At 43.2% G+C, this 24995-nt stretch carries 18 protein-coding genes; 16 read left to right on the top strand and 2 right to left on the bottom strand.

Translation table 11 applies throughout. The features are described 5' to 3' along the window. Positions 1-544: 544 nt before the first annotated feature. From ACPW7N_RS09615 to ACPW7N_RS09560, 12 genes are all read left to right on the top strand, one after another. On the top strand, positions 545-1654 hold the full coding sequence (locus tag ACPW7N_RS09615) for an aminopeptidase (RefSeq protein ID WP_425650846.1): 1110 nt from the start codon (positions 545-547) through the stop codon (positions 1652-1654). A gap of 122 nt (positions 1655-1776) precedes the next feature. Further along, complete coding sequence (locus ACPW7N_RS09610) at positions 1777-2712, top strand: RluA family pseudouridine synthase (RefSeq protein ID WP_425650845.1); 936 nt, start codon at positions 1777-1779, stop codon at positions 2710-2712. Between the two features lie 96 nt (positions 2713-2808). Continuing rightward, on the top strand, positions 2809-3417 hold the full coding sequence (locus ACPW7N_RS09605; protein ID WP_425650844.1) for a TetR/AcrR family transcriptional regulator: 609 nt from the start codon (positions 2809-2811) through the stop codon (positions 3415-3417). A 137-nt stretch (positions 3418-3554) separates the two neighbouring features. Further along, positions 3555-4175 (top strand): TetR/AcrR family transcriptional regulator, encoded by a 621-nt coding sequence (locus ACPW7N_RS09600; protein ID WP_425650843.1) that lies wholly within the window; start codon positions 3555-3557, stop codon positions 4173-4175. 95 nt (positions 4176-4270) lie between these two features. Next, entirely contained in the window at positions 4271-5503 is a 1233-nt protein-coding gene (locus ACPW7N_RS09595; protein WP_425650842.1) for an efflux RND transporter periplasmic adaptor subunit, read from the top strand. Between the two features lie 2 nt (positions 5504-5505). Beyond that, the gene (locus ACPW7N_RS09590) at positions 5506-8619 is read left to right on the top strand and encodes an efflux RND transporter permease subunit (protein ID WP_425650841.1); all 3114 of its coding nucleotides are present in this window, start codon (positions 5506-5508) and stop codon (positions 8617-8619) included. A gap of 139 nt (positions 8620-8758) precedes the next feature. After that, the gene (locus tag ACPW7N_RS09585) at positions 8759-10051 is read left to right on the top strand and encodes an HD domain-containing protein (RefSeq protein WP_425650840.1); all 1293 of its coding nucleotides are present in this window, start codon (positions 8759-8761) and stop codon (positions 10049-10051) included. Then, positions 10044-10547: a YwgA family protein gene (locus ACPW7N_RS09580; RefSeq protein WP_425650839.1), complete on the top strand. Its 504-nt coding sequence runs from the start codon at positions 10044-10046 to the stop codon at positions 10545-10547. The genes ACPW7N_RS09585 and ACPW7N_RS09580 overlap by 8 nt, the downstream gene beginning before the upstream one ends. A gap of 205 nt (positions 10548-10752) precedes the next feature. Further along, positions 10753-11361 (top strand): hypothetical protein, encoded by a 609-nt coding sequence (locus tag ACPW7N_RS09575; RefSeq protein WP_425650838.1) that lies wholly within the window; start codon positions 10753-10755, stop codon positions 11359-11361. Beyond that, the gene (locus ACPW7N_RS09570; protein ID WP_425650837.1) at positions 11339-12211 is read left to right on the top strand and encodes an S-layer homology domain-containing protein; all 873 of its coding nucleotides are present in this window, start codon (positions 11339-11341) and stop codon (positions 12209-12211) included. The genes ACPW7N_RS09575 and ACPW7N_RS09570 overlap by 23 nt, the downstream gene beginning before the upstream one ends. A 5-nt stretch (positions 12212-12216) precedes the next feature. Next, positions 12217-16791, top strand: a complete 4575-nt coding sequence (locus ACPW7N_RS09565) for a hypothetical protein (protein ID WP_425650836.1) — start codon at positions 12217-12219, stop codon at positions 16789-16791. 75 nt (positions 16792-16866) lie between these two features. Continuing rightward, on the top strand, positions 16867-19197 hold the full coding sequence (locus tag ACPW7N_RS09560; protein ID WP_425650835.1) for a lipase/acyltransferase domain-containing protein: 2331 nt from the start codon (positions 16867-16869) through the stop codon (positions 19195-19197). Between the two features lie 66 nt (positions 19198-19263). On the opposite strand, the gene ACPW7N_RS09555 is transcribed toward ACPW7N_RS09560, so the two are convergent. After that, entirely contained in the window at positions 19264-19527 is a 264-nt protein-coding gene (locus ACPW7N_RS09555) for a hypothetical protein (RefSeq protein ID WP_425650834.1), read from the bottom strand. A gap of 143 nt (positions 19528-19670) precedes the next feature. On the opposite strand from ACPW7N_RS09555, the gene ACPW7N_RS09550 reads away from it, so the two are divergent. Then, positions 19671-20174 carry a YwhD family protein gene (locus ACPW7N_RS09550; protein WP_425650833.1) on the top strand — a complete coding sequence of 168 codons (504 nt, stop codon included), beginning with the start codon at positions 19671-19673 and terminating at the stop codon, positions 20172-20174. A 281-nt stretch (positions 20175-20455) separates the two neighbouring features. Continuing rightward, complete coding sequence (locus ACPW7N_RS09545) at positions 20456-20680, top strand: hypothetical protein (protein ID WP_425650832.1); 225 nt, start codon at positions 20456-20458, stop codon at positions 20678-20680. 60 nt (positions 20681-20740) lie between these two features. On the opposite strand, the gene ACPW7N_RS09540 is transcribed toward ACPW7N_RS09545, so the two are convergent. Beyond that, entirely contained in the window at positions 20741-22786 is a 2046-nt protein-coding gene (locus tag ACPW7N_RS09540) for a transglycosylase domain-containing protein (protein WP_425650831.1), read from the bottom strand. Positions 22787-23150: 364 nt separating this feature from the next. Between ACPW7N_RS09540 and speE the strand changes: the two genes are divergently transcribed. Both speE and speB read left to right on the top strand, forming a co-directional pair. After that, the gene (gene speE, locus ACPW7N_RS09535; RefSeq protein WP_425650919.1) at positions 23151-23984 is read left to right on the top strand and encodes a polyamine aminopropyltransferase; all 834 of its coding nucleotides are present in this window, start codon (positions 23151-23153) and stop codon (positions 23982-23984) included. A 13-nt stretch (positions 23985-23997) separates the two neighbouring features. Further along, the gene (gene speB, locus ACPW7N_RS09530; RefSeq protein WP_425650830.1) at positions 23998-24867 is read left to right on the top strand and encodes an agmatinase; all 870 of its coding nucleotides are present in this window, start codon (positions 23998-24000) and stop codon (positions 24865-24867) included. The last annotated feature ends 128 nt before the right edge of the window (positions 24868-24995 follow it).

The following is a 24995-nucleotide window of genomic DNA, read 5'->3' as shown; positions in this document are numbered from 1 at the left end:
AGCAAAACTCGGGTGAGGAAAGAAAGGAGTCCTTCCGCTCGAGTTTTGCTGATGGTCGACAAACCAGCATGCGAACAAACTTCTGTTCGATGAATCATGCTGGCAAAAAAGCGAAGGCGAAAGCATCACTTTGATGTACGGATACACCAAAAGAAAGCTGTCGCCTCCATATGTCGAAACATATGAAAACGGGTGCGGATTACCAATCATCCTGCAGCTTCTTACGATATGATGAGATTTGAGGGGACGATGAAGCCCCCAAAAAGAGGCTCATCAGATCTTGGAAACTACAAAATGATTCATGAATCCAACACTCCGTTTCGTCATTATTGGTAAAAAATACTTGTTAACATCTTACGCTACACAATCAAACAAATGCAAGAAATTTTTTATTGTTTAATATTTTTTTGTATAATTGAGGTGGTACCTGTTAGGGAGAATTTCGATAAAAAAATTTTTAACTATCACTTTTTCTTTAACGTTGGGTATGATACAATTATTGTCAGAAATATCTGTATAAATTTGTGCTAGGGGGACTTGTCTAATGAAGGATCCACGTATTGTTACATTGGCAGAGAATTTACTTAATCACTCTGTGCGCATACAGCCAGGTGAGAATGTAATGATTGAAGTTCGGGGTGAAGGCGACGTACTTGCCAAAGAACTCGTAAAACAGGCATATGCTAAAGGCGCTCATCCGTATGTTCGATTTATCCACCCTTCCATTCAACGAGAGCTGATGATGGGAACGACAGAAGAACGAGCTTCTTACATCAAGAAGTGGGAAGAGCCGATGTGGCACGATATTCAGGCGATGATCGTAATTGCCGGAACAAGTAATGACAGCGAGATGGCAGATGTACCCGTTGAGCGACGCAAGCTTCAACAAAAAGTGCTGAAGCCGATGAACGATTACATAACTGCCAAAGTAAAATGGGTGCTGCTGAATTATCCAACACCTGGCATGGCACAAAGTGCGAACATGTCCACAGAGGCATTTGAAGATTTTTATTTCGACGTATGCGCTACTGACTACAAAAAAATGCATGATGCATTTTTGCCACTCCAACAATTGATGAATCAAACAGATCAGGTAAGACTTGTTGGGCCGGGAACTGATCTTACCTTCTCAATCAAGGATATTCCAAACATCATTTGTGCGGGTGCTAACAATATTCCAGATGGAGAAATCTTCACTGCTCCTGTCCGTGATTCTGTAAATGGCACAATTTCATTCAACACACCAACCCAGTACTTGGGTACCAAGTTCGAAAATGTGAAGCTTACATTCCGGGACGGCAAGATTGTTGAGGCAACTGCCAACAACACAGAGAGACTCAATGAGATTCTGGACAGCGATGAAGGAGCTCGTTATATCGGTGAATTCGCAATCGGCGTGAACCCGTATGTATTGAAGCCAATGAACGATATTTTGTTCGATGAGAAAATTGCGGGAAGCTTCCACTTCACGCCGGGTCAAGCTTATGAAGACGCTGATAACGGCAACCGCAGTACTGTTCATTGGGATATGGTAAATATCCAACGTCCTGAATATGGCGGGGGAGAAATCTGGTTTGACGGCAAGCTGATTCGTAAAGATGGCTTGTTCGTGTTGCCGGAACTTGAAGGACTGAACCCGGAAAATCTTAAGTAATTTATACGTGGAAAGATAAGGCCTGGACTCTTGTGAGTTTGGGCCTTTTTTTTGCGGTAACTGGCTGAAAGATCAGCGTTTGGGCTACAATGGGTGAGATGTGGTTATTGAGGAGGTTCGAAATGAGCAGCAGAGCGTGGTTGGAGTATGTAGTAACAGAAGCAGATGCAGGAATGACTGTTGAACAAATTGTCAGGGAAAAGCTGTCTGTTTCAGGGAGAATGCTGCAGCGTTTGACGAGAAGCAAGGGCATCCAGTTGAATCGGAAAGCCCCGTTTCTAAAGCGACAGGTGAAAGTTGGTGATCGTGTCGCCGTTAGGGTAGCTGACCAAACAGGCACTAGACAAGATACACCTTCCATACCATTTGATGAAAAACCACCTGTTCCGATTTTGTACGAGGATGATTTATTCGTCATTGTTGATAAACCAAGCGGAATGCCAGTCCATCCGACAAATCAAGGTCAAACGGGAACGTTGACCCAGCAATTGGAAGGGTATTTCCTGGCCAAGAGAGCTACTCCCCATGCAGTCCATCGTTTGGATAAAGAGACCTCGGGGACGGTTCTCATTGCCAAGAGCAGTTACGCTCACCAGCTTGCCGATAAAATATTGCGAGACAATCAGGTTGACCGTGAATACATTGCAATCGTAACTGGACAAGTCACCGGGCAGCAGGGGACGTTGAATCAACCGATTGCCAGAGATCCTCATCATGCGACCAAACGTCGTGTACATGCAAGCGGGGACTCGGCAATCACCCATTATGAGGTGATAACAACCACAGACAATTACTCTCTTGTGAAAATAAAGCTGGAAACAGGGAGGACGCATCAGATTCGTGTTCATTTACAAGCCTTTGGACACCCACTCGCAGGAGACACCTTGTATGGAGCGAAAAAGGCGGGAATTCACCGGGTCGCTTTACATGCCAATCGATTGACTTTTGCGCATCCTGTAACAAATGAACGGGTAGATGCTCATGCCCCATTGCCATTGGATATGGCTTCCTTTGTACAAGAAGCTTTTCCTTCGTTGCCGAGTGAAAATTTGAAGTAAGTTCTCATTGATTATTTACCTAAAAGTGCTAAAATGACTATGGTGCAACTTTGAACCGTAGTCATTTTTGTTTTTTATGCTGAAAGGAGGCTCTTCATGACAAAGATTAGTAGGGTAGAAAGACGTAAAGCAGAAACAAGAGAGCGAATCTACCAGATTGCTATCTCACTCTTTCTTGAAAAGGGGTACGATGAGACAACGGTAGATGAGATTGTTTCGAAAGCAGATATCGCGAAGGGAACGTTCTTCAATTACTTTCCCGCAAAAGAGCAGATTCTCGACCATCTCGGGCAACAAAGAATTGTGATGATGGAGCAGTTACTCACAACGGAATTACGAGATTGTCAAAATGCAGTTGAGAAAATAAACAGATTGTATCTCGTCCTAGCGAAAGAAAATGAGAAGGAAAAAGAAGAGACGGAATTGATTGTAACTCAATTGATTAAAGTCATTTCTAGAACAAAAGAAGAAATGATAAGCACGATTAATTTCCGGAAAATGCTGCAATTGATTGTAGAGGAAGGTCAGCGGAACGGAGAATTCGATCCAACAGTTAACCCAAAATATGTAGCAGAAATGCTAACCGGTATTTATTTTACTGTGCTATTCATGTGGTTATATCAAGACCCTACCTTGTCGATGAGTGAGGAATTCATGGGGAGGGTGGCACTTGTACTGAAGGGGATATCAATTAAAGCACAATAATATGGTGTCAAGATTGGAAAGATTTACAAATAATTTACAATCGCAACTGCATGCAAGTGTTTACACACATCCATACATGAGTTTATAATGAGCCGTGTAATTGATTGTAAGCAAGCACTTGCATTACGGAGGACTATATGGATAAAAAGAGAGTGAATCCTGCTGAGGGGAAGACAGAAGAGCAGGAAACGAGGAAGAAGATATTGGCAGCAGCAAGTCTTCTAATGGCAGAGCGAGGACTTAAGGGAGCGACTACACGACGGATTGCCGAAGAAGCTGGTGTTAATGAAGTGACCATCTTCCGCCATTTCGGGAAAAAGGACGGACTGGTCAGTGCCTTATTGGAAGAAGTCTCTGTGATTCGTCCCCAATTAGAAGCACTACAACATCAGGATTATGACAGCGTGAAGGACTTTTTGACTCACTATGGGGATGTTTTTTATCAAACGCTTGTAGAGAGAAAAGAAATTTTGATTATCGCCATGAAGGAAGCCCAAAACCTTGTCGAAGAATCTCACTGTATTCTTTCCGCCATTCCGAAAGAAGCGGTTCTTGTTCTCATCGAAAAGCTGAATGCCCTTCACAAGGAAGGGAAAGTTGCCCGTTGTGATTTCGGCGTAGCGTCTCACATGTACATCTCATCTTTTTTTGCTGCCTTTCTCATGCGTTATCAGGTAGGGAACGGTATTTTCGAAATCAGTGAAGAGCAGTTGAAGAAAAGTTCCGCTGAAATTATTTTGAAAGCTTTACAAATTTGATGAAATTGTTACAACACTTGGAACGTAGTTGTAATGGGAAGAAAAAGTACTCTCAACAAATAATGAACGAAATGACAGATTGGAGAGAGATAGATATGAAGAAAACATGGCTTACGGTCGTGATGGTTGCCAGTGTATTTGCTACCACAGCCTGCAATAGCCAGCAACCAGCCGCAACAGCCCAGTCTCAGGTGGAGGCAAAGCAAGTCGAAGTGACCACTGTCAAAACCGGAAAGGCTTCACGTATTTCTGAGTTGTCAGGAACCTTGCAACCGTTAGAAGAGGCGACAGTCTCCTTTGAAGTAGGCGGACGTATCACACAATTACAATTCAACGAGGGAGATCAGGTGGCTGCAGGCAGTATTCTTGCTCGAATTGATGGAAGTGATTACTCACTACGATTGGCGTCAGCAAACTCCACTGTGGCTCAAACAGGAGCTGTATTGCAAAAAACGAACAACGGTGCAAGACAAGAAGAAATTATTCAATCCAAGGCAATTCTGGATAAAGCAACAGTCGCTTATCAGAAGGCACAGGATAACTACAAACGGATGGAGCAGTTGTTTAAAGAAAATGCGATCTCTTTAAATGATTTTGAGAATGCCCAAAATGCTTTAACCATTGCAGAGAAAGACCTGTTAACTGCGAAGCAAGGCTATTCCCTGACGGTAGAAGGTGCACGTGCAGAAGATAAACAGGCACAGCGTTCTACATACGATCAAGCGGTAATTGGCCGAGAAATGGCTGCTCAAACTTTGGAGAAAACACAATTAAAAGCCCCAATCAGTGGAACAGTCATTTCGAAACATTCTTCCGTTGGAGAGCTTACCAACCCAGGGGCACCAATCTATCGTATTGGTCAAGTAGATACCTTGAAAGTCGTACTTCCAGTGCCTGACCGTGAAATTGGCTCCTGGAAAGAAGGCGACATTGTAACGCTTTCCGTCTATGGCAAAACACGTGAAGCAAAGGTAAGCAAGGTATATCCGTCAACAAATCAAAGCACAGGGACAATTGGTGTAGAAGTTATCGTAGCCAATCCAGGGCGTGATTGGTTTGCCGGTCAAGTGGTGAAAGCAACTCGTCAGCTTGACTCCAAAGAGGGGATCTTCCTTCCAATCGAAGCAGTAATCAGCCGCGGAGAAGATAAGCCTTATGTGTATATCGTAACGGACAACAAGGCAGTGAAAACTTCGGTTACCACAGGTGAGTTGATTAATAACCAAATCGAGATCACTTCTGGACTTCAAGCGGGACAGCAAGTCGTTGTCAAAGGAGTAGACCGTTTATTTGACGGGGACCCAATCGAAGCAACAGGGGGTAAATAATCGTGATCGAATACATCGTCAGGAAACGTAAAATCACCCTGCTGTTTTTCGTCATGGTGATGATGGTCGGGTTCCTCAGTTTTTTTCAATTACCTCGTCAGGAAGCGCCAGATATTATCGTAAGCATAGCAACCGTGACGACGATTCTGCCTGGAGCTTCACCTGAAAAAGTAGAGCAAACGGTAACGAAAAAAATTGAAGAAAAAATTAATGAACTGCAAGGTCTTAATTATGTATCTTCTTCTTCGAGCCTCGGGGTATCCGTCATTGTTGTCGAGGCCAAACCGGAAGTGGACGCAAAACAGAAGTGGGATGAACTTCGAAAAAAAGTAAAGGATGCTGAGAAGGATCTTCCTGCTGATGCGAAACAACCAATTATCAACGACGATTTGAACCGTACATTTGTGCAAACCTTCAACATTACGGCAGACACACGTGAGCAGTTGTACAGCATGCGTGACATGATGAAGTCTTGGAAGGACCAGTTGCGTACCATTCCAGGAGTTGCCGATGTGACCATTGATGGATTGCCGGAGCAAGAAGTACGAATTGATGTCGATACACAAAAACTCCAACAATTTGGCATCTCTTGGGGCCAAGTATTGAATGCCATCAAGTCAGAGAATGAACGAATTCCTTTAGGTGACTATGATGTAAACAACAGAACTTATCAATTAAAAATTCAGGATGTCAAAGACCCGAAATCGCTTGAGAATGTCATTATTAGCCGTTCACAAGAAGGATTTCCTATCTATCTCCGGGACATTGGCAAAGCTAGTTTAACGACAGAAAAAGTTACGTTCTTTGCTTACCATAACGGGAAACCTGCTGTTTCTATGAGTATCAACGCAGAGACAGGCAGCGACGTCCCAGCGCTTCAGGAACGTGTCGATGAGATGATGAAGACCCTGGAGAAGGGCTTGCCAGCATGGGCAAAGAAAGAAACGATCTTTTCTCAAACCGAGCGGGTTTCGATCTTATTCGGTGATTTGGCCCGTGAGATGGGAATTGCGGTTATCGCCGTGTTGCTTGTTTGTACGTTGGGTCTTAACCTGACTACTTCTTTTGTAGTTGCCTTGGCTATTCCGATCTCGGTTGCCATTGGTCTGATTTTCTTGCCGCCGATGGGAATCACTTTGAACCAAATGACCATTGTTGGCTTGATTATCGTATTGGGAATCCTTGTGGATGACGCCGTTGTAGTCAATGACAACATCGAACGTCGATTGACGGTGCTGCGGGAAAAACCGTTCCGAGCGTCAGTAAATGGTGCCAAAGAAGTTTCAATTTCGATTTTGACTGCAACGCTGGCTACGATTGCGTCGTTTGCACCTTTGTTATTCTTGCAGGGCGATGTAGGTCAATTTATCAAGCCGATTCCAACCATTATTTCATTAACCATGATTGCGTCGATGATCATGTCCCTTTCCATTATTCCGATTTTCCGTCAATGGAATGAGCAACGCTCAAAAAAAGGGGTTGAAAGCTATCGCAAGCCAGCCGGACTCCTTGGCAAGCAGTTCGTTCAGTTAATTAACTGGTATTCCAAGAATCTGATGCCACGTATGCTGAAACGTCCGCTAATGACGGGGCTGGTCGGTGTAATGATTGGTACATCTGCCTATTTCTTGATTCCGATGACACCGATACAGTTATTCCCGGTTGATGACCGACCAGAAATGCTGGTAAATATCCGTGTTCCTGTGGGAAGCTCGATTCAGGAGACGGACCGCATTGTCCGTGAAGTTTCTGACTATATCCGCAAGCAAGAGCATGTGACCATGGTTTCCAGCTATGTTGGCGGAAGTGCTCCGAAAATGTTCGGCGGAGACGTTGGTGCAGGAGATGGTGCCACAGTAGGTCAGTTGGTTGTCAAAGTGGACAATAAAAAAGTAAAAACAGTTGATTTGGTCGACGTCTGGGGAGATGAGTTCAAGAAGCAATTCCCGGAAGCAAGTGTCATTCCAAAAGAGCTGGAAGCAGGTCCTCCTGTAGGGATGCCGGTGGTTATCCGCATTTACGGGGAAGATATCAACACCCTTCGCAGCCTTTCTCAGCAGGTGCAGGATAAGGTTTCAAAGGTTCCTGGAACCTTCGATGTAAAAGATGATTTCGGTATTGAACGCTACTCCTTAGAGTTTGTTGTGAACAAGGAATTAATGGATCAGAAGCTTGTAAACTATACGGATTTGACCCGGACCATTCGACTGGTTGGTGAAGGTTTGCCGTTCAGCGAATACGATACCGGGAACGATTTGATCGACATCAAGCTGTACTCTACTTCTGCACAAGAAGATCCACAAGTTGTGTTCCAACGTCTGACGGTGCCGAATCTCCGTGGGGAACAAATTCCGCTGTCCCAGATTGCGGAGTTGAAGCCAACGTTTAGTATTCAACGAATTCCGCATCGTGATTTGTCCCGTGTCGTAACCGTTTCGTCCGATGTAGAGGGAAGAACGGCAACAGAAGTAATGAACGACGTGAAGCCGCTTGTTCAAGGCATCGAGTTCCCTGATGGCTATCGTTGGGAGGTAGCGGGTGAAACGTCCAAACAAACGGATATCTTCATCGATATGGGGAAATTGTCCATCATCGTAGTATTCCTGATTGTTATTTTGATCGCCATGCAGTTCTATTCACTGACAATACCAGTGCTGGTGATGAGTACGGTTTACCTTGCCTTTGCAGGCAGTTTGATTGGTTTGTTTATCACACAAACGCCACTAGGTTTTATGACGATGATGGGTGTCATTTCACTCTCGGGTATCGTTGTGCGTAACGGTATCGTGTTGATCGAGTTTATCGAGGAAGCACGTCATGCCGGAGTAGAACTGAAACAGGCGGTTATTCAAGCAGGGGAAGCTCGTCTTCGTCCGATTTTGTTAACCACAATGACTGCCGTTGCAGGGTTATCTCCACTCGCTATTACCGGAGATGTTCTGTTCAAACCGCTCGCCGTAACGATTATCTTTGGTCTGATTTTCTCGACGATGCTTACATTGATTGTTGTTCCGTCCTTCTATACGGTGCTGGCAATTCGTAAAGACAAGAAGCTAGCGAAAAAAGCAGCCAAACGTCCTGATCTCTACGGGCCTGGTGCGGATTTGTACTCATAGAAGGACAACCGAAAAATAGTAAAGAGGCTCCGGTGTTCGGAGTCTCTTTTTCATTAAGTTTGCCTTAATCTTTTGGTATAATGGTAGATAATGGTTTGTGAGATGCGCATCCTCCGTTGGAGAAGGGAGAGTCCAAGGTATGCAAGAGCCGCAGCTTTTACAAGAAGAAAAGGTGTTCAAGGACCCCGTTCATCGCTATGTACATGTAAGAGAAAAGCTTATTTGGGATTTGATTAATTCTCGAGAATTTCAGCGATTGCGCCGGATCAAGCAACTGGGAACCAGCTTTCTCACGTTTCACGGCGGAGAGCACAGCCGATTTAACCATTCTTTGGGCGTCTATGAAATCATGCGCCGTATCCTCGAAACCTTTGAAGGAAGGGCTAATCTTACCCGAGAAGAACGATTATTGTGCATGTGTTCGGCGCTGCTTCACGACGTGGGACACGGTCCGTTTTCTCACTCTTTTGAAAAGGTATTCCGTTTTCATCATGAAGACTGGACCAAAAAAATTCTGCTTGGCGATACAGAAATCAATCGGATTTTACGCACGATGGGTGACCATTTTCCCCAAAGCGTGGCAGAAGTAATTGATAAAACCTATGAAAACAAACTGATCATCAGCCTGATCTCGAGTCAAATCGATGCTGACCGGATGGACTATTTGTTGCGGGATGCCTACTATACAGGCGTAAACTACGGAAATTTTGATATTGAGCGAATTCTTCGCGTGATGCGCCCTCATGAAGATGGTGCGGTGATCAAATACAGCGGGATGCATGCAGTCGAGGACTATATCATGTCTCGCTACCAAATGTACTGGCAGGTATATTTCCATCCGGTTACACGCAGTGCAGAGGTGGTACTTTGCAAGATTTTCCTGAGGGCAAAACACCTCTATCAGCAGGGATATTTGTTTACCGTGGAGCCTAAGCATTTTTTGCCGTTTTTCCAGGATCGAATCACAATCAAGGATTACCTTGCATTGGATGAAGCGATCGCCTTCTACTATCTGCATCAATGGGGCGAAGAGGAAGATCCAATATTATCCGATTTATGTAATCGCTTTATTGACAGGAATTTGTTTAAATACGTCGAATTTAATCCGAGGCATTATCGCGAGCTGGAAGAAATCAAACAACTGATGCGGGAAGCAGGTATTGACCCTGCCTATTATGTGGAGGTAGACTCTACTTCTGACCTGCCTTACGATTTTTACCGTCCGGGAGAAGAGGAACGCATCCCGATTATGTTGTTAATGCCATCTGGTCAACTGCAGGAGCTTTCCACCAAATCAGAGATTGTAGAATCAATCAGCGGGAAGCGTAGATTTGATCATAAACTGTATATTCCTCTCGATAGAATCATGGCTTTGCCACAGAATCTATCATTGAAAATTCGAGAACGCCTGGGAGTGATGGAGGATGTTTAAGGGGCACGCCAAAATCATGAGCCTCGTGGAAGTGGTTGGCGAAGTAACAGGACGAAAGAAATTACACAAGATGGTTTATATCGCCAAGAAACTCCGTGTTGATTTTGATGAGCATTTTAGTTTCCACATGTACGGGCCGTACTCGGAAGAATTGACGGTGCGAGTGGACGAGCTATGTAATTTGGGTCTGTTGGATGAACAGAAAGAGACAAAAGGTGCAATTGACACCTATCGTTATACAGTGAATGAAGCGGGACGAGAGTTTTTACGGTATCAAAATGTTGAATTGGGACATGGTACATACCTGATTAAACGAATGAATGAAGAGAATTCGCGCTTTTTGGAACTCGTATCGACGGTATTATATTTTGATCAGCTTTCTTTCGAAGAGATGAAAAACAAAGTCTTTACGTTAAAGAGCAAACAGCGATATACCGATGAAGAGATCGATAAGGCGATTGAGTTTATTGCGGAGTTGCGCGAATTAACGAACTAGAAGAAGTAGATATGAATGAAATTTGGAGACAATCCCACAATGGGGTTGTCTTTTTTTGTCCTAATTTGATAAGGGATACTAGATAGGGCTCAAAACAAAATTTGGAAATAATACCTTGTACAGTAGTCGTTGCAACATACTATAATTTGGTAATATTACTAAAAATTATTTGTCGGCTTTTGGGTCAGAAAGGGAGGGGTACCTTTTGAGTGAACGGAAGAAGCATCAACTGACAACATGGATCGGGACGAAAATTTTCATTTTTGCATGTATCGGAATGGTTCTTTCCTTTGCCGGGGGAATTGTGGTTGCTAATGGGAGTTTCTCTACAACTCTCTCGCAAAAGATGCAGGGTAATGAAGAGTGGGCGAAATCAGCAGGTCTTATCTCAGCAAATACGACGGTTGAGCAGAAGCTAACGCAGGCGGAATTCCTCAAAATACTCATGACCATCTACAAGCCAAAGAAACAGGGAGTCATTGTTCCTAAAGGAGCGGAAAATCACTGGGCAGCTCCCCATTATGCCACGGCAAAGCAGGAAGGATTAATCGATTGTTCCTGCCAAATCGCACCTGACAAGGAGATTTCTTTTCAAGACACAACCAAATTCGTGATGAAAGCGATCAACAAGAAGACAGAAAAGGACACGGTTGCGCTTGAAGAGGTGCAAGCCTGGGTTAAACACACTGGGGGTGCGAATACACCTGTGAGTGTTGGAGAGGCCTTGGTGTTGTTGCGGAAGATGGATGAGTTGATGGTGGGAAATATCGGACAAGCGGGGGGAAAGGGTAATGATGAGAAGGATCGTAAGTAGTGTGTTGATTTCTACTATGTTGCTGGGAGGGATCGCCCCACAGGTCAATGCACAGACGTCAAAAGCGGTTTCTGTGCAGTCCGATTATGCAAACCACTGGGCAAAAGCTCAAATAGATTGGGCCATTCAAAATAAGCTGATGTGGAAGAATGCAGACGGTTCTTTTAAGCCAGACGTCCCCATTACACAGTCTCAATTTCTAGCTAGTCTAGTTGCCCAATTTCGAGTGACTGGTCAAACGCCGATTCCTGAGTTAAATGCTCATTGGGCGAAAGCGATCTATGAGAAAGCGAAATATGCAGGATTTTTGGATGGAATCACGATTGACCCGAATCATCCACTGACTAGGGGGGAAATGGCTAAAATCTTTTTGAATGCTTGGAAGCCTTTTTACAATGTAAAAAAAGAACCTAAAGGCTATACTCCTGGGATAAGTTTGATGGTAAGGAAGCTTATGTTTAAATACCCGGATGGGAAGTTGCATGAAGAATATCCTGCGAAAAGAGGGTATGTGGCGACATTTTTAAAGCTGGTGGATAGCGATTTGAAAATGTTCCAAGAAGGGGATCGGATCGCTCAGCAGTTCCATAACTCGTTGAAAATTTCCAATGGTATTCTATCAGGTAAAGTGCCGTCTTTCGGGAAGGACAAGAGAATCATAGTATCAGTATTTTTTAAAGATCCGAATAAAGAGTCTGTGTATATTGAAGAAGCAAAAGCGTTCTCCTTCAAAAGTAATGAAGTAAAAACAATCGAATTTGCTGCAATAAGCTTTACTTATAAAAAAGTAATGACAAGATACATATATCCTACTTTTCCTAACCTTAAAAGAGAGAGACGGTTGTTATAGGAGTGATGGGTAAAACTTTTTCTAAATTCTTAAAAATCTCCGTAGTCATTTCATTGATCGCATCTATGTTTGTGTATCGTCCTTCTCCCACAACTGCTGGCATTAACTATCCAAATACTCATGGTCTTAGGGTTGGGACAATTAACGAAAATAAAGATGTAATTGGCGGAACAAGCGGCATTTTTATAACTGGGAATGGAATGCCTAATGTTATGTATGGTTTATCTATTTCTGGCGTTAATATTAATGGTGGTTATGTAGGGAATGTTTCATCCTTTAGTGATTTGAGCGAAAAAGCAGATAGAGGATGGGGTTATGTAGATCCATCAGATGCCGCCTTATGGGTTGAAAAATTCGGTGGTAATCCGGGCTATGTGTTAGGTGGAAATGCAATCTACAGTGCCGAAATCTATCATGGTGACATTACAGACTCTGGCAATTCATATCGTGCATACAATATCGCCGAAATTGCAGCAGCTTCGGGTGGTCGTGGTAATACAAATGGTACATGGGAGAGGTTGGCTAACGGAGATTACTTCATGACGATGGATTACCAATCCAGCCCTCAACCCGAAGGATGGCTTTCCACGGATAAATCTATTTACAACGTCAAAGAAAAGGTGAAAATTACTGCTGGAGGGAAAGACTATTCCTTTTATGATAAGGGGTTTATTGTTAATACGATTCAAGTAATTAACAAAACAACCGGTACACAATGGCAAAAGCTTATTACGGATAATACCATCATAAACGGAACTGGAACCCCAGTAGACTTGCCGTATTTGTGGAGCCAAACCTTTGAATACACAGATACAACGATTCCCGGACATTATGAGGTTTCACTGGTGCTTCAAGATAAACACAGACGGGCTGTACAAGGATCAGCAAGTATTAGTAACTCCAAGACGATCATAGCTGAATTTGAAGTAGCCCCAAACGAAACCTGTGATAAGGATACGAGTTTCATCGTATCTGTTGCAGGAGAGTCGAATGTAACCTTACAGCATAATGGCAGCGGGACATATAATCTTCCAACAAACATAAATACAATAGATTCTCTTCAAGTGGTTGACTCCAATACGAACGAACTGATAGGAGGTACGTTAACTGTTGGGGGGCAAAAACTCACAAGTAATAATGGTAAGTTCACCAATATTTTGGTTACAGGTCCATCTACAACCATAAGCTTTGAGTCAACGGACAAGCATTACTGTATTTCCTACGAATTCAAATTGAGCACTTCTACAGGTGGTGGAGATGCTGAGTGTGATTCTTGGGATGTTGTGATGGATGTCCAAATCGACAAAGATACTGGTATTTCTACTATACAACTTGCTAGTGGTGGATCTCGGGACATCGACAAAAGTAAATTTAATGGAGCTGATGTTTTTTCACCAATAAAAGGAGATTTTTTCTATAAAATTGGTGGAGTTCCTTCTGAAAATGGAAGGTATGTAGGGTATACACCAGGAGAAAATGCATCCAACACAGACAAGTACCTTAATATTCCGTTCAGTGATTTTACTCCTGTTCACATTTTATTTGTTAGTCCTGACGGAAAGTGTTGGGTCTACACGTTTAGATTGGTTGATAGCAGTATTAAAATAGAACCTTGTCCAAAAGTATATCAAACCGTTGACTATGGAGATTATGACTACGTTGAAGTAGAAGACGGGGATATAATCGAGGTTGATCGAAATGGATCAATAGAAATGTTTGCTAATTATAATTCAACAAGTGGAGGCAAAAAACCAGCAGCAGTTTGGTGGGAACTAGAATATCCCGACGGAACGAAGAAATTTGTAGGTGGGGAATTTAATGAGAATAACAATTTCCATAACAAACCAATAGAAAAAATAAACATTCCTTATGGGTACGATGCTGGTACACAGTACAATGTATTCTTCGATCAGGTAGGGCAATATAAACTACGCCATATCTATACGGACACCATATGGGACGATCATGAACCGCCATGTAAATGGGAGATCACGATTACAGTCAAAAATGTAGATTGTGATGACCTAATACTCGAAGCTGAAAGTCAAACAGGATTTTTCCATTTTACAGGCAGTGGTACTTTGGAAGACCCGTACACTGGCTCATTAGCTGCTGGTGATCGAGTATGGGCCGGAGTAAGAGCGCGTTTCCAAGGAAATCTCATTGAAACAACACAGTATACGATAACTGGAGGACATCTGACCGAGCCAGAAACCCGAGGTGGGGGTGCTTTCGCAGACTACTTCTATAGCTTTGATCCGCCAAGAATGTACACCATTCATGCCAAGATCAACTATAAAGGTCAGATTTGCGAAAAGACGATCTACATACGATTAGCCCCTTACAATTGTGATCAAGCTTCTGTATCAGTAAAAGTGAACGAATCTTCGGAAGAATTGGATAATGGTACATTGCGGTTAGTGATGGGTCAGCAGCCATCCTATACAGTAGATTTCCAAGCCTTGTATAGCGGAAGTTCAAGTGGAGTAACGGGGGATTGGGTACTCAAGAAAAACGGTTCGACAAGTAGTTATACATCGAACGGCAGTAACCCGTTTAGTCACACATTCTCAGATATTTCACCGGGAACCTATACGCTAACGATCAAGGTGAAAAAGGATTCGCTGATATGTGAAAAGACGATTACCATAGAACTGGAAGGTATCCAATGTTCTGACTTGCGTATCCATCTATACGATTCAGAAAATAAAACGTGGAAAACACAAACAAATGGTTCGGTGATCAGAGAATCTATAAACAGTTCAAATCCTGTTGATTGGAAGCTTGTAGTAACAAATAGCGAAAAAAACCCGAGTGAGGGTGGAATTGCAGTCAAGGTAACATGGACAGCAGATTTACCTAACCAATCGTCTACTAAACCTACCGAGTATGCTAGAAATGGAACGGGTAGGGGAATCTATAAAGTCAAGGCAGTAGTAACCGACTCGGCTTATCCTCAACTTGCTAATTGTGAGTTTACTGTAGAGGTGGAAATACTTGACGAAGTAACGTGTGGAACAATGTATATTTGGGTGCATGATGAGACAAATCCGAATGGTAAGCTCTACCCGAATAACAGTGAAATCAAGTATATTGTTCCCGCCGGAGGAAAAGTTCCGATGGTTGGTCTAATTATCGGCACATCCCCAACAGATCCTGGTGCTGCTGCTGTTCGAAGTGATTGGACCGGAACAAGACCCAATGAATATGGAGGAGAAGAACTGTTTTATGTGACAAACAATGTAGGAAACGGAACGTACACCATTACTGCTGTGACAAACGATGTGCGTTTTCCAAAAGGCTGTCGCTACGAAATTACAGTGGTTGTTACTGAATCTGGAGGGCCTACTGATCCGGGTGGTGGAGGATGTACTACCTGTGAGCCAGGTGGAACAATAGACGGCGGCAAAATGAAAATTCTTGTGTATGATTCAGAAAATCGTTTGCTAACCGGCCAAAATGATGGTGTTTGGGAGAGAGAACCAGCCCGTATTGAAGTGGAAATTGATCAGAGTAAAATTATGGCAGCCCTTCATCAGGTTGATGCAGAAATTAATCAGGCGATTCAAAAGAAAATTGCAGAATTGGAGCAGAAATACGCTGATCTAAAATACGAAGGGGTTCTTGTCACGGCTACCCCAACAAATTGGAGTGCCCAAAACAACCCTCAGACGAAATGGCCAAGTCATGTCAGGCTAAATGTAGATGGCCCTGGAGGAAATTCAGAATTTCAGCTAAATCCAGCTACCCCACGACAGTCCAATACATTCACTTTAACAGGAATACCAACTCAAACCACGTGGAGAGCGGATCTGCATGCGCAAAACTATCATGCAAAAGTAGATGGATTTCAGATTGAGGCTGCTTATTCAGTACGATTTGATGTGACATTTCAGGAATGCGAGATGGAGAGTCCCGGAGAAGATGAAGAAGGGAACCCGTTACCGGAGGAAAAAGTCTGCAAACCCGGAAATGATTCTGATGAAATCGGGAACACGTACACCATCAATGTAGGTGGGGACGAAACTTGGTTCGAGGTGTTTGAACCAAACGCAACTAGTGTGCTTGCCCATACGTCAGAGTGGCTCGACTATCATAGCAGGGATCGATATAAACAAAGCCAGCCGGGTGACTTTTACGCTGGTGAGCGAATCTTGACAAGAGTACATCTGGAAGAACGGCATCGCCACCCGGTAAGCGGAAAATTCCCTCAAATTCAAGGAGCGAAAGCATGGATCTATGAAACGGGGAAAAATGGGGGAAATCTTCAGTCGACCCTGTCATTAACGCAGGAATCTCTCACCCTGTGGAAAGGGGCGTCACGGAATGTCCCCAAGCTAGGGTTACGGGAAGAGGGGGTAGATACCCCGCTTATGGGCGACAAGCAAAAAGGATTTGCGAAAGGCGGTCACTACGCAGTTTATTTCCAGGTAACTTTTCAATATGGAATAACCAAGGGTTTTATATTCCCGAATAAGAATACCTTAACAGGACATCAGGAATCTGACTACAAACGCCAATTTACGATCATTGCCAATGCATGGGAACGACAAGGAATTCGTAATCATACAAAGCAATAAAAGATGCGATAAAAAAAATTGCGGCCCCTTCTGTCTTTATTTACCGTTATTTGTAAAGAGATGGGAGGGGTTATTTTGTTACTCTATGTACGGCTGATTTGTTGTATTGCTCTCTTGCTTCCAGTCATCGTCCAACCTTTTTCCTCGGTTACTGCCCACAAGTCTGGTAAGGATGAAACGAAAATAACCAATGGATACGGATATGAACTGGAGCCCAATAATGTTTTTGATAAGGCAGATTGGACCTATTCGAACAAAGCTGCCTATGGAACCGTTTCGAGCAAAAGTGATATTGATTTTTGGAAGATCAAAGCTACAGGCAACGGAAAGCTACAAATCACGTTGAAAGTACCCCAAGCGGTTACGTATCGAACAACCATGTTTGATGAAACGAAGACTGAACTCGGTTCATTTGAACAAAATGATTCAGATGGAGAAGTAGTTCATTCCATATCAGTCCAAAAGGATAAATGGTTTTACCTTGCTGTTAGCAGTGGGGATGGGCGTTTTGACAAGAAGAAATATTACATGCTGAAGGCAGTATTTATTCCAGAAGGTTTGGAAATTAACCCAGATGAATACGAGCCGAATAACAGCAGTAAAGATGCAAAAGCAATCACAGGCAGTGAGAATCTGGAAGGAACCATTCACGAAAGTGCTGATGTAGATTTTTACAAGATCACCAATCCATTAAGTTCTACTGTTAAGTTAACACTTACTGGTATTCCAGAGGGTATGGATCTCGATTTATATTTACTGGATTCAGCACAAAAAGAACTGGCGAAATCGACAAAAGCAAAGAATTTGGATGAACAAATTACGTACAACGGCAATGCCGGTGTTTACTTTGTTAAAGTACAATTTAACTCTCGGTCTAAGCTTGTCCCTAGTACTTACCGATTAAGAGTGACTGTAAATACAATTCCCGTCATTCTAATACCTGGGGTAGGCGGTTCCAGACTTATCAAGCTTCAAGGTACAACGAGAGCAGAAGCATGGATTAATATGTTTGGAATGGCTGCAGATGAAGATGCTCATCTGGAAAGTCTTTCGCTTATTCCAAAGAAAACTGGTAGTGAGCAGGTTGTACCAAAAAATTCGCAAATTGCAATTGTCCCTGAAGAAGGAGACGAGGGACTTTACGCGATTGCCTATCTTACGTATGGAAAATTAAAGGAGCGGGCAGAACAGTATGATCGTATGGCCAAGCATCTTCAATCATTGGGATATAAAACGGGTGTCAGTTTATTCGGGTTTCCCTATGACTGGAGATTAAGCAATTCAGAAAACGCCAAACAATTAAAAGTCAGGATCGATGATGTGCTGAAGAAATCTGGTGCAAACCAGGTTCAATTAGTTGCCCATAGCATGGGTGGCCTCCTCACCAAAGAAACACTGCTATCAAATATCAGTTATCAGAGCAAGGTTCAAAAGATCATTTATATGGGCACCCCTTTTTTGGGCTCTCCAAGAGCATACCAAGCGCTAAAAGAAGGCTACAATTTCGGAATTCCTTTTTTTAGTGAGGGTACGTCCAAGCAAGTATGTCAATTTGCTCCAGCCGTTTTTGACTTGATGCCTTCTCGTCAATATGTCCAACGCCAGAAGTACTTATATAAGAAAAATGGGGAATCACTGACAGCCTATAACTACGATGATGTATATAAAAATCCTGTCTTAAATACGATTTATTTGCCTTTGCTGCGATTGAGCGATCGATTGCATGCCAAGTGGGATACACGGTTACTCCCCATACCGCAGTATGTCATTATTGGAGATTCACAATTAACGTTTCTTGGATACCGCATCGTAGAAGCTTTGAAATCGTTTGTTCCTTTTTATGATTCTGGAGAGGGAGATGGCACGGTACCGATTGTCAGCAGTAATTATTCCATGAAGGATACCAGGAAAAAGTATTATGTTAGTGATGAGCATGCCAAGCTTCCTACAAACCTCGCTGTCATTCATCAAGTCGCCAATCTGCTACATGGATATGAACAGGTACAAGAAGGTATAAGAGAAACACCTGCAACTGCTCCAGTAGACCAGATTGCTTACCTTATTATTTATCGCCAGGACGGTCAGTTCCCAGAAGTGACGATCGGGGTAGAAAACAAAACCTATGCCATTACAAAAGAATCGAAGCAGGCTACCAACAGCCTTGAGCAGCAGCTCAATGCTGCACAATCAAAAGCTGAACCCAAAATTGAGTACCATGGCAATGTTGTTGTCTTCATCCTGCCATCCAAAGATGCGTTGGCTTCATTACAAATAAAATCGGTTTCCAAACTGGATGCTAAAAGTTCCATCATTATCGAGCGACATGTGGTCAATCCAGCATCCAAGAATGATCAAGTAACGAATTACACGATCAAGCAAGGTCAACAACAAGTAAATCTTGAATAAAATAAAATATACCCAAACGGTTACATTATCAGCCAGATCTTCCGTTTGGGTACCCTATATTTGTAGTTAAAGTCTCCCGGGAGGACGCTTTACTTCAAAGGAGGTTAGGTGCCTCGGCTCCCCACCCAAGCTATTTTCATAGTTACTGGGAACGCCTGTTTTAAGGCCTAGGACTTCTCCAGAAGGGATTGTAGGGTCTTGCGGCTGAGGGTCAGCTTCTCCCTTTTTAGATGCTGAAATACGGTCTACCACCTCTCTCGCACCCAAGTGAGGCTCGCCGAAAATCTGCTGTATTAATGCAATATCCTGTTCATTTGGCTTGTCTACCATATATGGATCTCTCCTTTCGTGCGAGACTAGTTTTCCCAGTTGCGATGAAAATCATCAAACTGTACTGTGACAAATTGCACAATTTGGTTGTTTCAAGGTACAATACATAATAAGCTAGAATGTTTCGTAAGGAGGTGACGAGATTGGATTTATTAAACAATGGCAAAAAGAGCACAGGATTTACAATCATCTCGGGAAAAACGGACGTTCACGGCGGTTATGGACAGGGAGTACTTGATCTGGGTGCGGTCTCTTCCGTTATAATAGACGAAGATGAAGCCTATATTGATATGGGTGCATTGCATGCCAAGAGTGCAGTGGAAAAGGGAATCAAATGGACTGCTAATAAAGACGAGGTTCCAAACGGGAAACCATATTGGCTGGTTTGGGTGACTGTTGACCGTAAAGAAGAAGGACCTTATTACGCTGGAGTAACCGCTTGTTACATGGAAATTGACCGTGAAGCAAGAAGGGGATACAAAATTCTGGCGGATCATGTTAACAAAATGGATTACTCCATGAAACGCAGGATTATGGTTAGTGAGCTGGATGAGAAAAGCAAAAAAGCATTGCAAAAGCTGCTTGTGGAGAACAATCCAGCGATGTGGGAAAACTCCAGTGAAGAACTCAAGCAAGCACTTACGTAACAATTAATATAGTCACCGTATGTGTGAACATATTGTGAAAATAATTGTAGAGAAGTTTTAACTCAGGTAAACTAAATTACGTACATTTGCATACAGATGTAACACTAGGTCAACAAACAGCGAAGGATCCGTCAATCTTTCGCTGTTTGTGTTTTTTTTGGTCCGAGGAAACTTATGGACCGGGTGGGTTATTGAGGAAAAGGTGGTTTACAATAGTTGTAAATGAGAAACACTATGCTTGTACATGGAAATGAAACTTTTTTCAAAGGAGTGTAAACCAAGTGCAAGCAAACAACGAGCATTATGCACGCCACGGTGGAGTGCATTTTCGCAACAATGCCTCACCTGAAGAGATTAATAATTACGTGCGGAAATTACCAGCAGGAAAACGGGACAGTTTGTTTGAAGTTTTGGAGCAGCTAGACAATGCTGGATTGATTACAGTCTTAAACGATCATGTCTTCGCAGACGGCAATGGAGTAGTTGGAGGCGGAGATCAACAATAAGAAGTAGAAAAAACAGGACGGGCATTCCGTCCTGTTTTTAAGTTGGGGGCACGTGTTTTTTTATCCTCCTGGTTGCCACAGGCGTTGCCAGAGAGATTGTTTGTTGGGTGGCAGAATCGGTTTTGGTTTTGCTTTGGGATTCGGTAAGTGATCGGTGCAATAATCCGTTGGTTCCGTCCCAGCCATAAAATACATGAAACGCGGATTCGGGCAGTTTTCCGTAGCCAACTTGCCGTTTGCAGGGTTGATATAGGCTGACACGATTCCTTGTGGCACGTCGAACAATGTGGGGGGCTGTTGCTGTAACGAGCTTTCCATAAATTTTGCCCAGATCGGTGCAGCCAATCTTGCATCGGAAGCAGAATCTACTTTTTTTCCTTCGTCATACCCTACCCAAACCGTTGTAACCAGTTGCGGAGTGAATCCACAGAGCCAGGCATCATAATCAGTTGAACCTGTTTTACCTGCGATCGGACGATTGATGTATTGCGCCACTCGGTAGGCTGTGCCGCCTGGTTCGAAAACACTCTGCATCAAATGAGTGAGCAAAAACGTATACTTCGAATCAATGACTTGCACAGATTCAGGTTTTTCTTCTACGAGAATACTTCCTTCGCTGTCTTCGATTTTGGTAATGGCTATTGGTGTGACACGGGTTCCGTGATTGGCGATTGCCCCGTACGCAACCGTCATTTCATACGGAGAGGTAGGGGAAGTCCCGAGTGCAAGCGAGGGGACTGCTTGCAGTTGGCTTGCTATTCCCAAGTTTTGTGCCTGTGTAATTACTTTTTCAGGTGTCAGTTGCTCAATTGTTTTGACCGCATAGATGTTGTCCGATGTGGAGATGGCATGCTGCAGGTTAATGTAGTCGTAAGCATAATGATCACCGAAGTTGCTGGGAATGTATTGCTTCCCGTTGTCATAGGTAAAGACGGTAGGTTCGCTCTTCATTAATGTTAAAGGAGTGAAACCTTGCTGCAAGGCTGCCAAATACAAGAATGGCTTAAACGAAGACCCGGGTTGCCGCTTGGCGAATACCCGGTTGTACTGGCTTTTTTTATAATCACGGCCGCCAACTAGTGCCTTGATATGACCTGTAGTCGGATCCATTGCAATTAACGCAGCTTGCAAGTCAGGTTTATCTTTAGGCATCTCTTTCGCGATCACTTCTTCGGCTTTTTTTTGCATATCATAGTCAAGCGTTGTATAAATTTTGAGACCACCTTGAACAAACAACTCTTCCTCGATGCCGTACTTATCCTTGATCAGGGTTGAGATGTAATCTCGAAAATACGGTGCAAAATCAGCGGATTTCCGTTGTTCCTTGCTTTGGAAGACAAGCTTTTCCGCAAAGGCTTTATCTGCCTGCTCTTCCGAGATATATCCTACCTTTTGCATGGAATCAAGGACGATCTTTTGCCGAGCTTTCGCATTTTCATAATAATCGAAAGGATTGTAATACGTAGGACCTTTGGGGATAGAGGCGAGCAGAGTGCTTTCCGCAAGCGTAAGATCCTTGGCGCTTTTGCCAAAATACGTACGAGCGGCAGCTTCCGCTCCGTAAGCAGAATAGCCGTAATAAATTTGGTTCAGGTACATCTCCAGAATTTCTTCTTTGGAGTAGTTGAGTTCAATTTGTACGGTTAGCAATGCTTCCTTGATTTTGCGTTCCCATGTTTTGTCGTGACTCAAATACAAATTACGAGCTAATTGTTGCGTAATGGTACTTGCCCCTTGTGCTTTGTTCATATTGATCACGTCTACATAAACTGCCCTGGCAAGGCGTTTCCAGTCAAATCCCAGATGGCTCCAAAAAGACCGATCTTCAACGGCAATCGTTGCCTGAACCAGGGAAGGAGAGATCTCCTTGATGGGAATGACTGTCCGGTTAATTCCTTGATGAATCGTATCGAGTGCTTGTCCGTTACTGGCAAAGATCGTTGTCGTCTGATGAATCGATGCAGTCGGCAATGGTTGTGAGCGCAAGTACAAAATAAAGAGCAAGGTAAAGAATGCTCCTAATAAAACGGACATCATACAAAATTTAAGCAACTTTTTTACAAAACGCAGACAGCGAATAATCGATGGTTCCCGAACAACTTCCATTCCCAATTTCACATCCTTTGTTTCCCGCATCTAACTAGGTATGGCGTAAGAATTCTTTCCAATTCGGGCATAATGGAAGAGACTGATGATAGTAGTCAGTATGGGAAAATCTACTATTCCGTATACTCCAACTAGTAGAATTTACTTTGTGAGAGAAAATTTACTTGCATTTTGTATGGTAGCCACTATAATTCAATTTGGTATGTAAAAATGAATGTACCTAATTGCAGTAGTACAAAGCTTCGATTGGGAAGCTTTCTTTAATTTAGTAAGGCTCCGCTTTCACCCAAAGGCTTGCTTTGCCAAGGTCCCTAAATGACAGCAGCCTAGTTTTTAAACATAAGAGGAGGTTTTACGAATGGAAATGGAATTGTGGTACACCGAAAAACAAACCCAAAATCACGGAATTACAACAAAGGTTACAGATACTTTATATACAGAGCAGACTGATTTTCAAAAAATCGATATCTTCACTACCAAACAATTCGGACGCATGCTGGTTCTTGACGGAATGGTCATGACTACTGATGTGGATGAGTTCGTTTACCACGAAATGATTACTCACGTTGCCCTCAATACACACCCTAATCCAAAGAAAGTATTGGTAGTCGGTGGTGGCGATGGCGGAGCAATCCGTGAAATCGTGAAGCATGCTTCTGTTGAAAAAGCAGTTTTGGCTGAAATCGACGGCGGTGTAATTGAATCTTGTAAAAAATACTTCCCGGATATTGCTAGCGCATTGACAGGCAATCCTCGTGTCGATGTACAAGTAATTGACGGAATCAAACACATCCACGATCACAAAGGCGAATACGATGTCATCATGGTTGACTCTACTGAGCCTGTTGGACCAGCAGTTGGTTTGTTCGAAAAAGGCTTCTATCAAGGGATCCACGATGCACTGAAACCAGATGGCATCATGGTTGCTCAAACGGAATCTCCTTGGTTTAACCGTGACCTGATCAAACGTGTTTACAAAGATTTAAGCTCCATCTTCCCAGTAACTCGTTTGTATACTGTTAGCATTCCAACCTATCCATCTGGACTGTGGAGCTTCACCATCGCTTCCAAGCAACATGATCCATTGGAAGTGGACGCTACCAAAATCAAAGATCTTGATACCAAATACTATTCACCTGAAATTCATCACTCCGTGTTCAAACTGCCTAAATTCGTGGCTGAATTGACTCGCGACTAGGAGGATCGATACCATGCGTTTTGATGAAGCATATTCCGGTAACGTGTTTATTCGCAGTCACCAGAACTACGAAGAAAGTCAGGCAGTTATTTACGGTATGCCAATGGACTGGACAGTTAGCTTTCGTCCAGGCTCCCGTTTCGGTCCTGCCCGTATTCGTGAGGTTTCTGTTGGTTTAGAAGAGTACAGCCCATATCTTGATCGTCTATTAGAAGAAGTGAAATACTTCGATGCTGGCGACATTCCTCTCCCGTTCGGAAACGTGGAAGGAAGTATTGATGCGATCCGTTCTTTCGTAAGCAAAGTGCTTGCTGACAACAAAATGCCGATTGGCTTGGGTGGAGAGCACCTCGTTACATGGCCGGTTATTCAAGCAATGTACGAGAAGTACCAGGATCTTGTAATCTTCCACTTCGATGCACATACTGACTTGCGTGACAGCTACGAAGGATATCCTTATTCTCACTCCACTCCAATCAAAAAAGCGTGTGACTTGATGGGTGGCAAAAACGTTTACTCCTTCGGGATCCGCAGTGGTTTGAAGGAAGAGTTCGAGTGGGCGAAAGAAAACATGCACCTGTACAAATTCGATGTATTGGAGCCAGTGAAAAAAGTGCTTCCTACCATCGGAAATCGTCCGATCTACCTGACTATTGATATTGATGTGCTTGATCCATCTGCTGCTCCTGGTACGGGAACAACTGAAGCGGGCGGCATCACTTCCCGTGAACTGCTTGATACCATTCACTTCATGGCTCAAAACGGTGCAAATGTGGTAGGGTGTGACCTTGTAGAGGTTGCTCCGATTTATGACAACAGCGAGATGACCCAAATCGTTGCTTCCAAGATGGTTCGTGAATTGATCTTGGGCTTCGTTAAATAACTTACTGAAATAACAAACAAGAAGAGTGCCCCGATTCAGGAGCACTCTTTTTTGAGTACATGAGCTACAGAATATTTTAATTATTTTTGTTTGCAAAAATATTGTTTGTTGTTTACCATCTATGAACG

The sequence above is a fragment of the Brevibacillus nigriterrae genome (assembly GCF_049846925.1).
GTDB lineage: Bacteria > Bacillota > Bacilli > Brevibacillales > Brevibacillaceae > Brevibacillus_H.
This window is presented reverse-complemented; position numbering and strand designations above follow the sequence as displayed.

Bases quoted from the DNA above. Each gene is read 5' to 3' on its own strand.
- ACPW7N_RS09615 (WP_425650846.1), top strand. From the start codon at position 545: ATGAAGGATCCACGTATTGTTACATTGGCAGAGAATTTACTTAATCAC.
- ACPW7N_RS09610 (WP_425650845.1), top strand. From the start codon at position 1,777: ATGAGCAGCAGAGCGTGGTTGGAGTATGTAGTAACAGAAGCAGATGCA.
- ACPW7N_RS09605 (WP_425650844.1), top strand. From the start codon at position 2,809: ATGACAAAGATTAGTAGGGTAGAAAGACGTAAAGCAGAAACAAGAGAG.
- ACPW7N_RS09600 (WP_425650843.1), top strand. From the start codon at position 3,555: ATGGATAAAAAGAGAGTGAATCCTGCTGAGGGGAAGACAGAAGAGCAG.
- ACPW7N_RS09595 (WP_425650842.1), top strand. From the start codon at position 4,271: ATGAAGAAAACATGGCTTACGGTCGTGATGGTTGCCAGTGTATTTGCT.
- ACPW7N_RS09585 (WP_425650840.1), top strand. From the start codon at position 8,759: ATGCAAGAGCCGCAGCTTTTACAAGAAGAAAAGGTGTTCAAGGACCCC.
- ACPW7N_RS09580 (WP_425650839.1), top strand. From the start codon at position 10,044: ATGTTTAAGGGGCACGCCAAAATCATGAGCCTCGTGGAAGTGGTTGGC.
- ACPW7N_RS09570 (WP_425650837.1), top strand. From the start codon at position 11,339: ATGATGAGAAGGATCGTAAGTAGTGTGTTGATTTCTACTATGTTGCTG.
- ACPW7N_RS09565 (WP_425650836.1), top strand. From the start codon at position 12,217: ATGGGTAAAACTTTTTCTAAATTCTTAAAAATCTCCGTAGTCATTTCA.
- ACPW7N_RS09555 (WP_425650834.1), bottom strand. From the start codon at position 19,527: ATGGTAGACAAGCCAAATGAACAGGATATTGCATTAATACAGCAGATT.
- ACPW7N_RS09540 (WP_425650831.1), bottom strand. From the start codon at position 22,786: ATGGAAGTTGTTCGGGAACCATCGATTATTCGCTGTCTGCGTTTTGTA.
- speE (WP_425650919.1), top strand. From the start codon at position 23,151: ATGGAATTGTGGTACACCGAAAAACAAACCCAAAATCACGGAATTACA.
- speB (WP_425650830.1), top strand. From the start codon at position 23,998: ATGCGTTTTGATGAAGCATATTCCGGTAACGTGTTTATTCGCAGTCAC.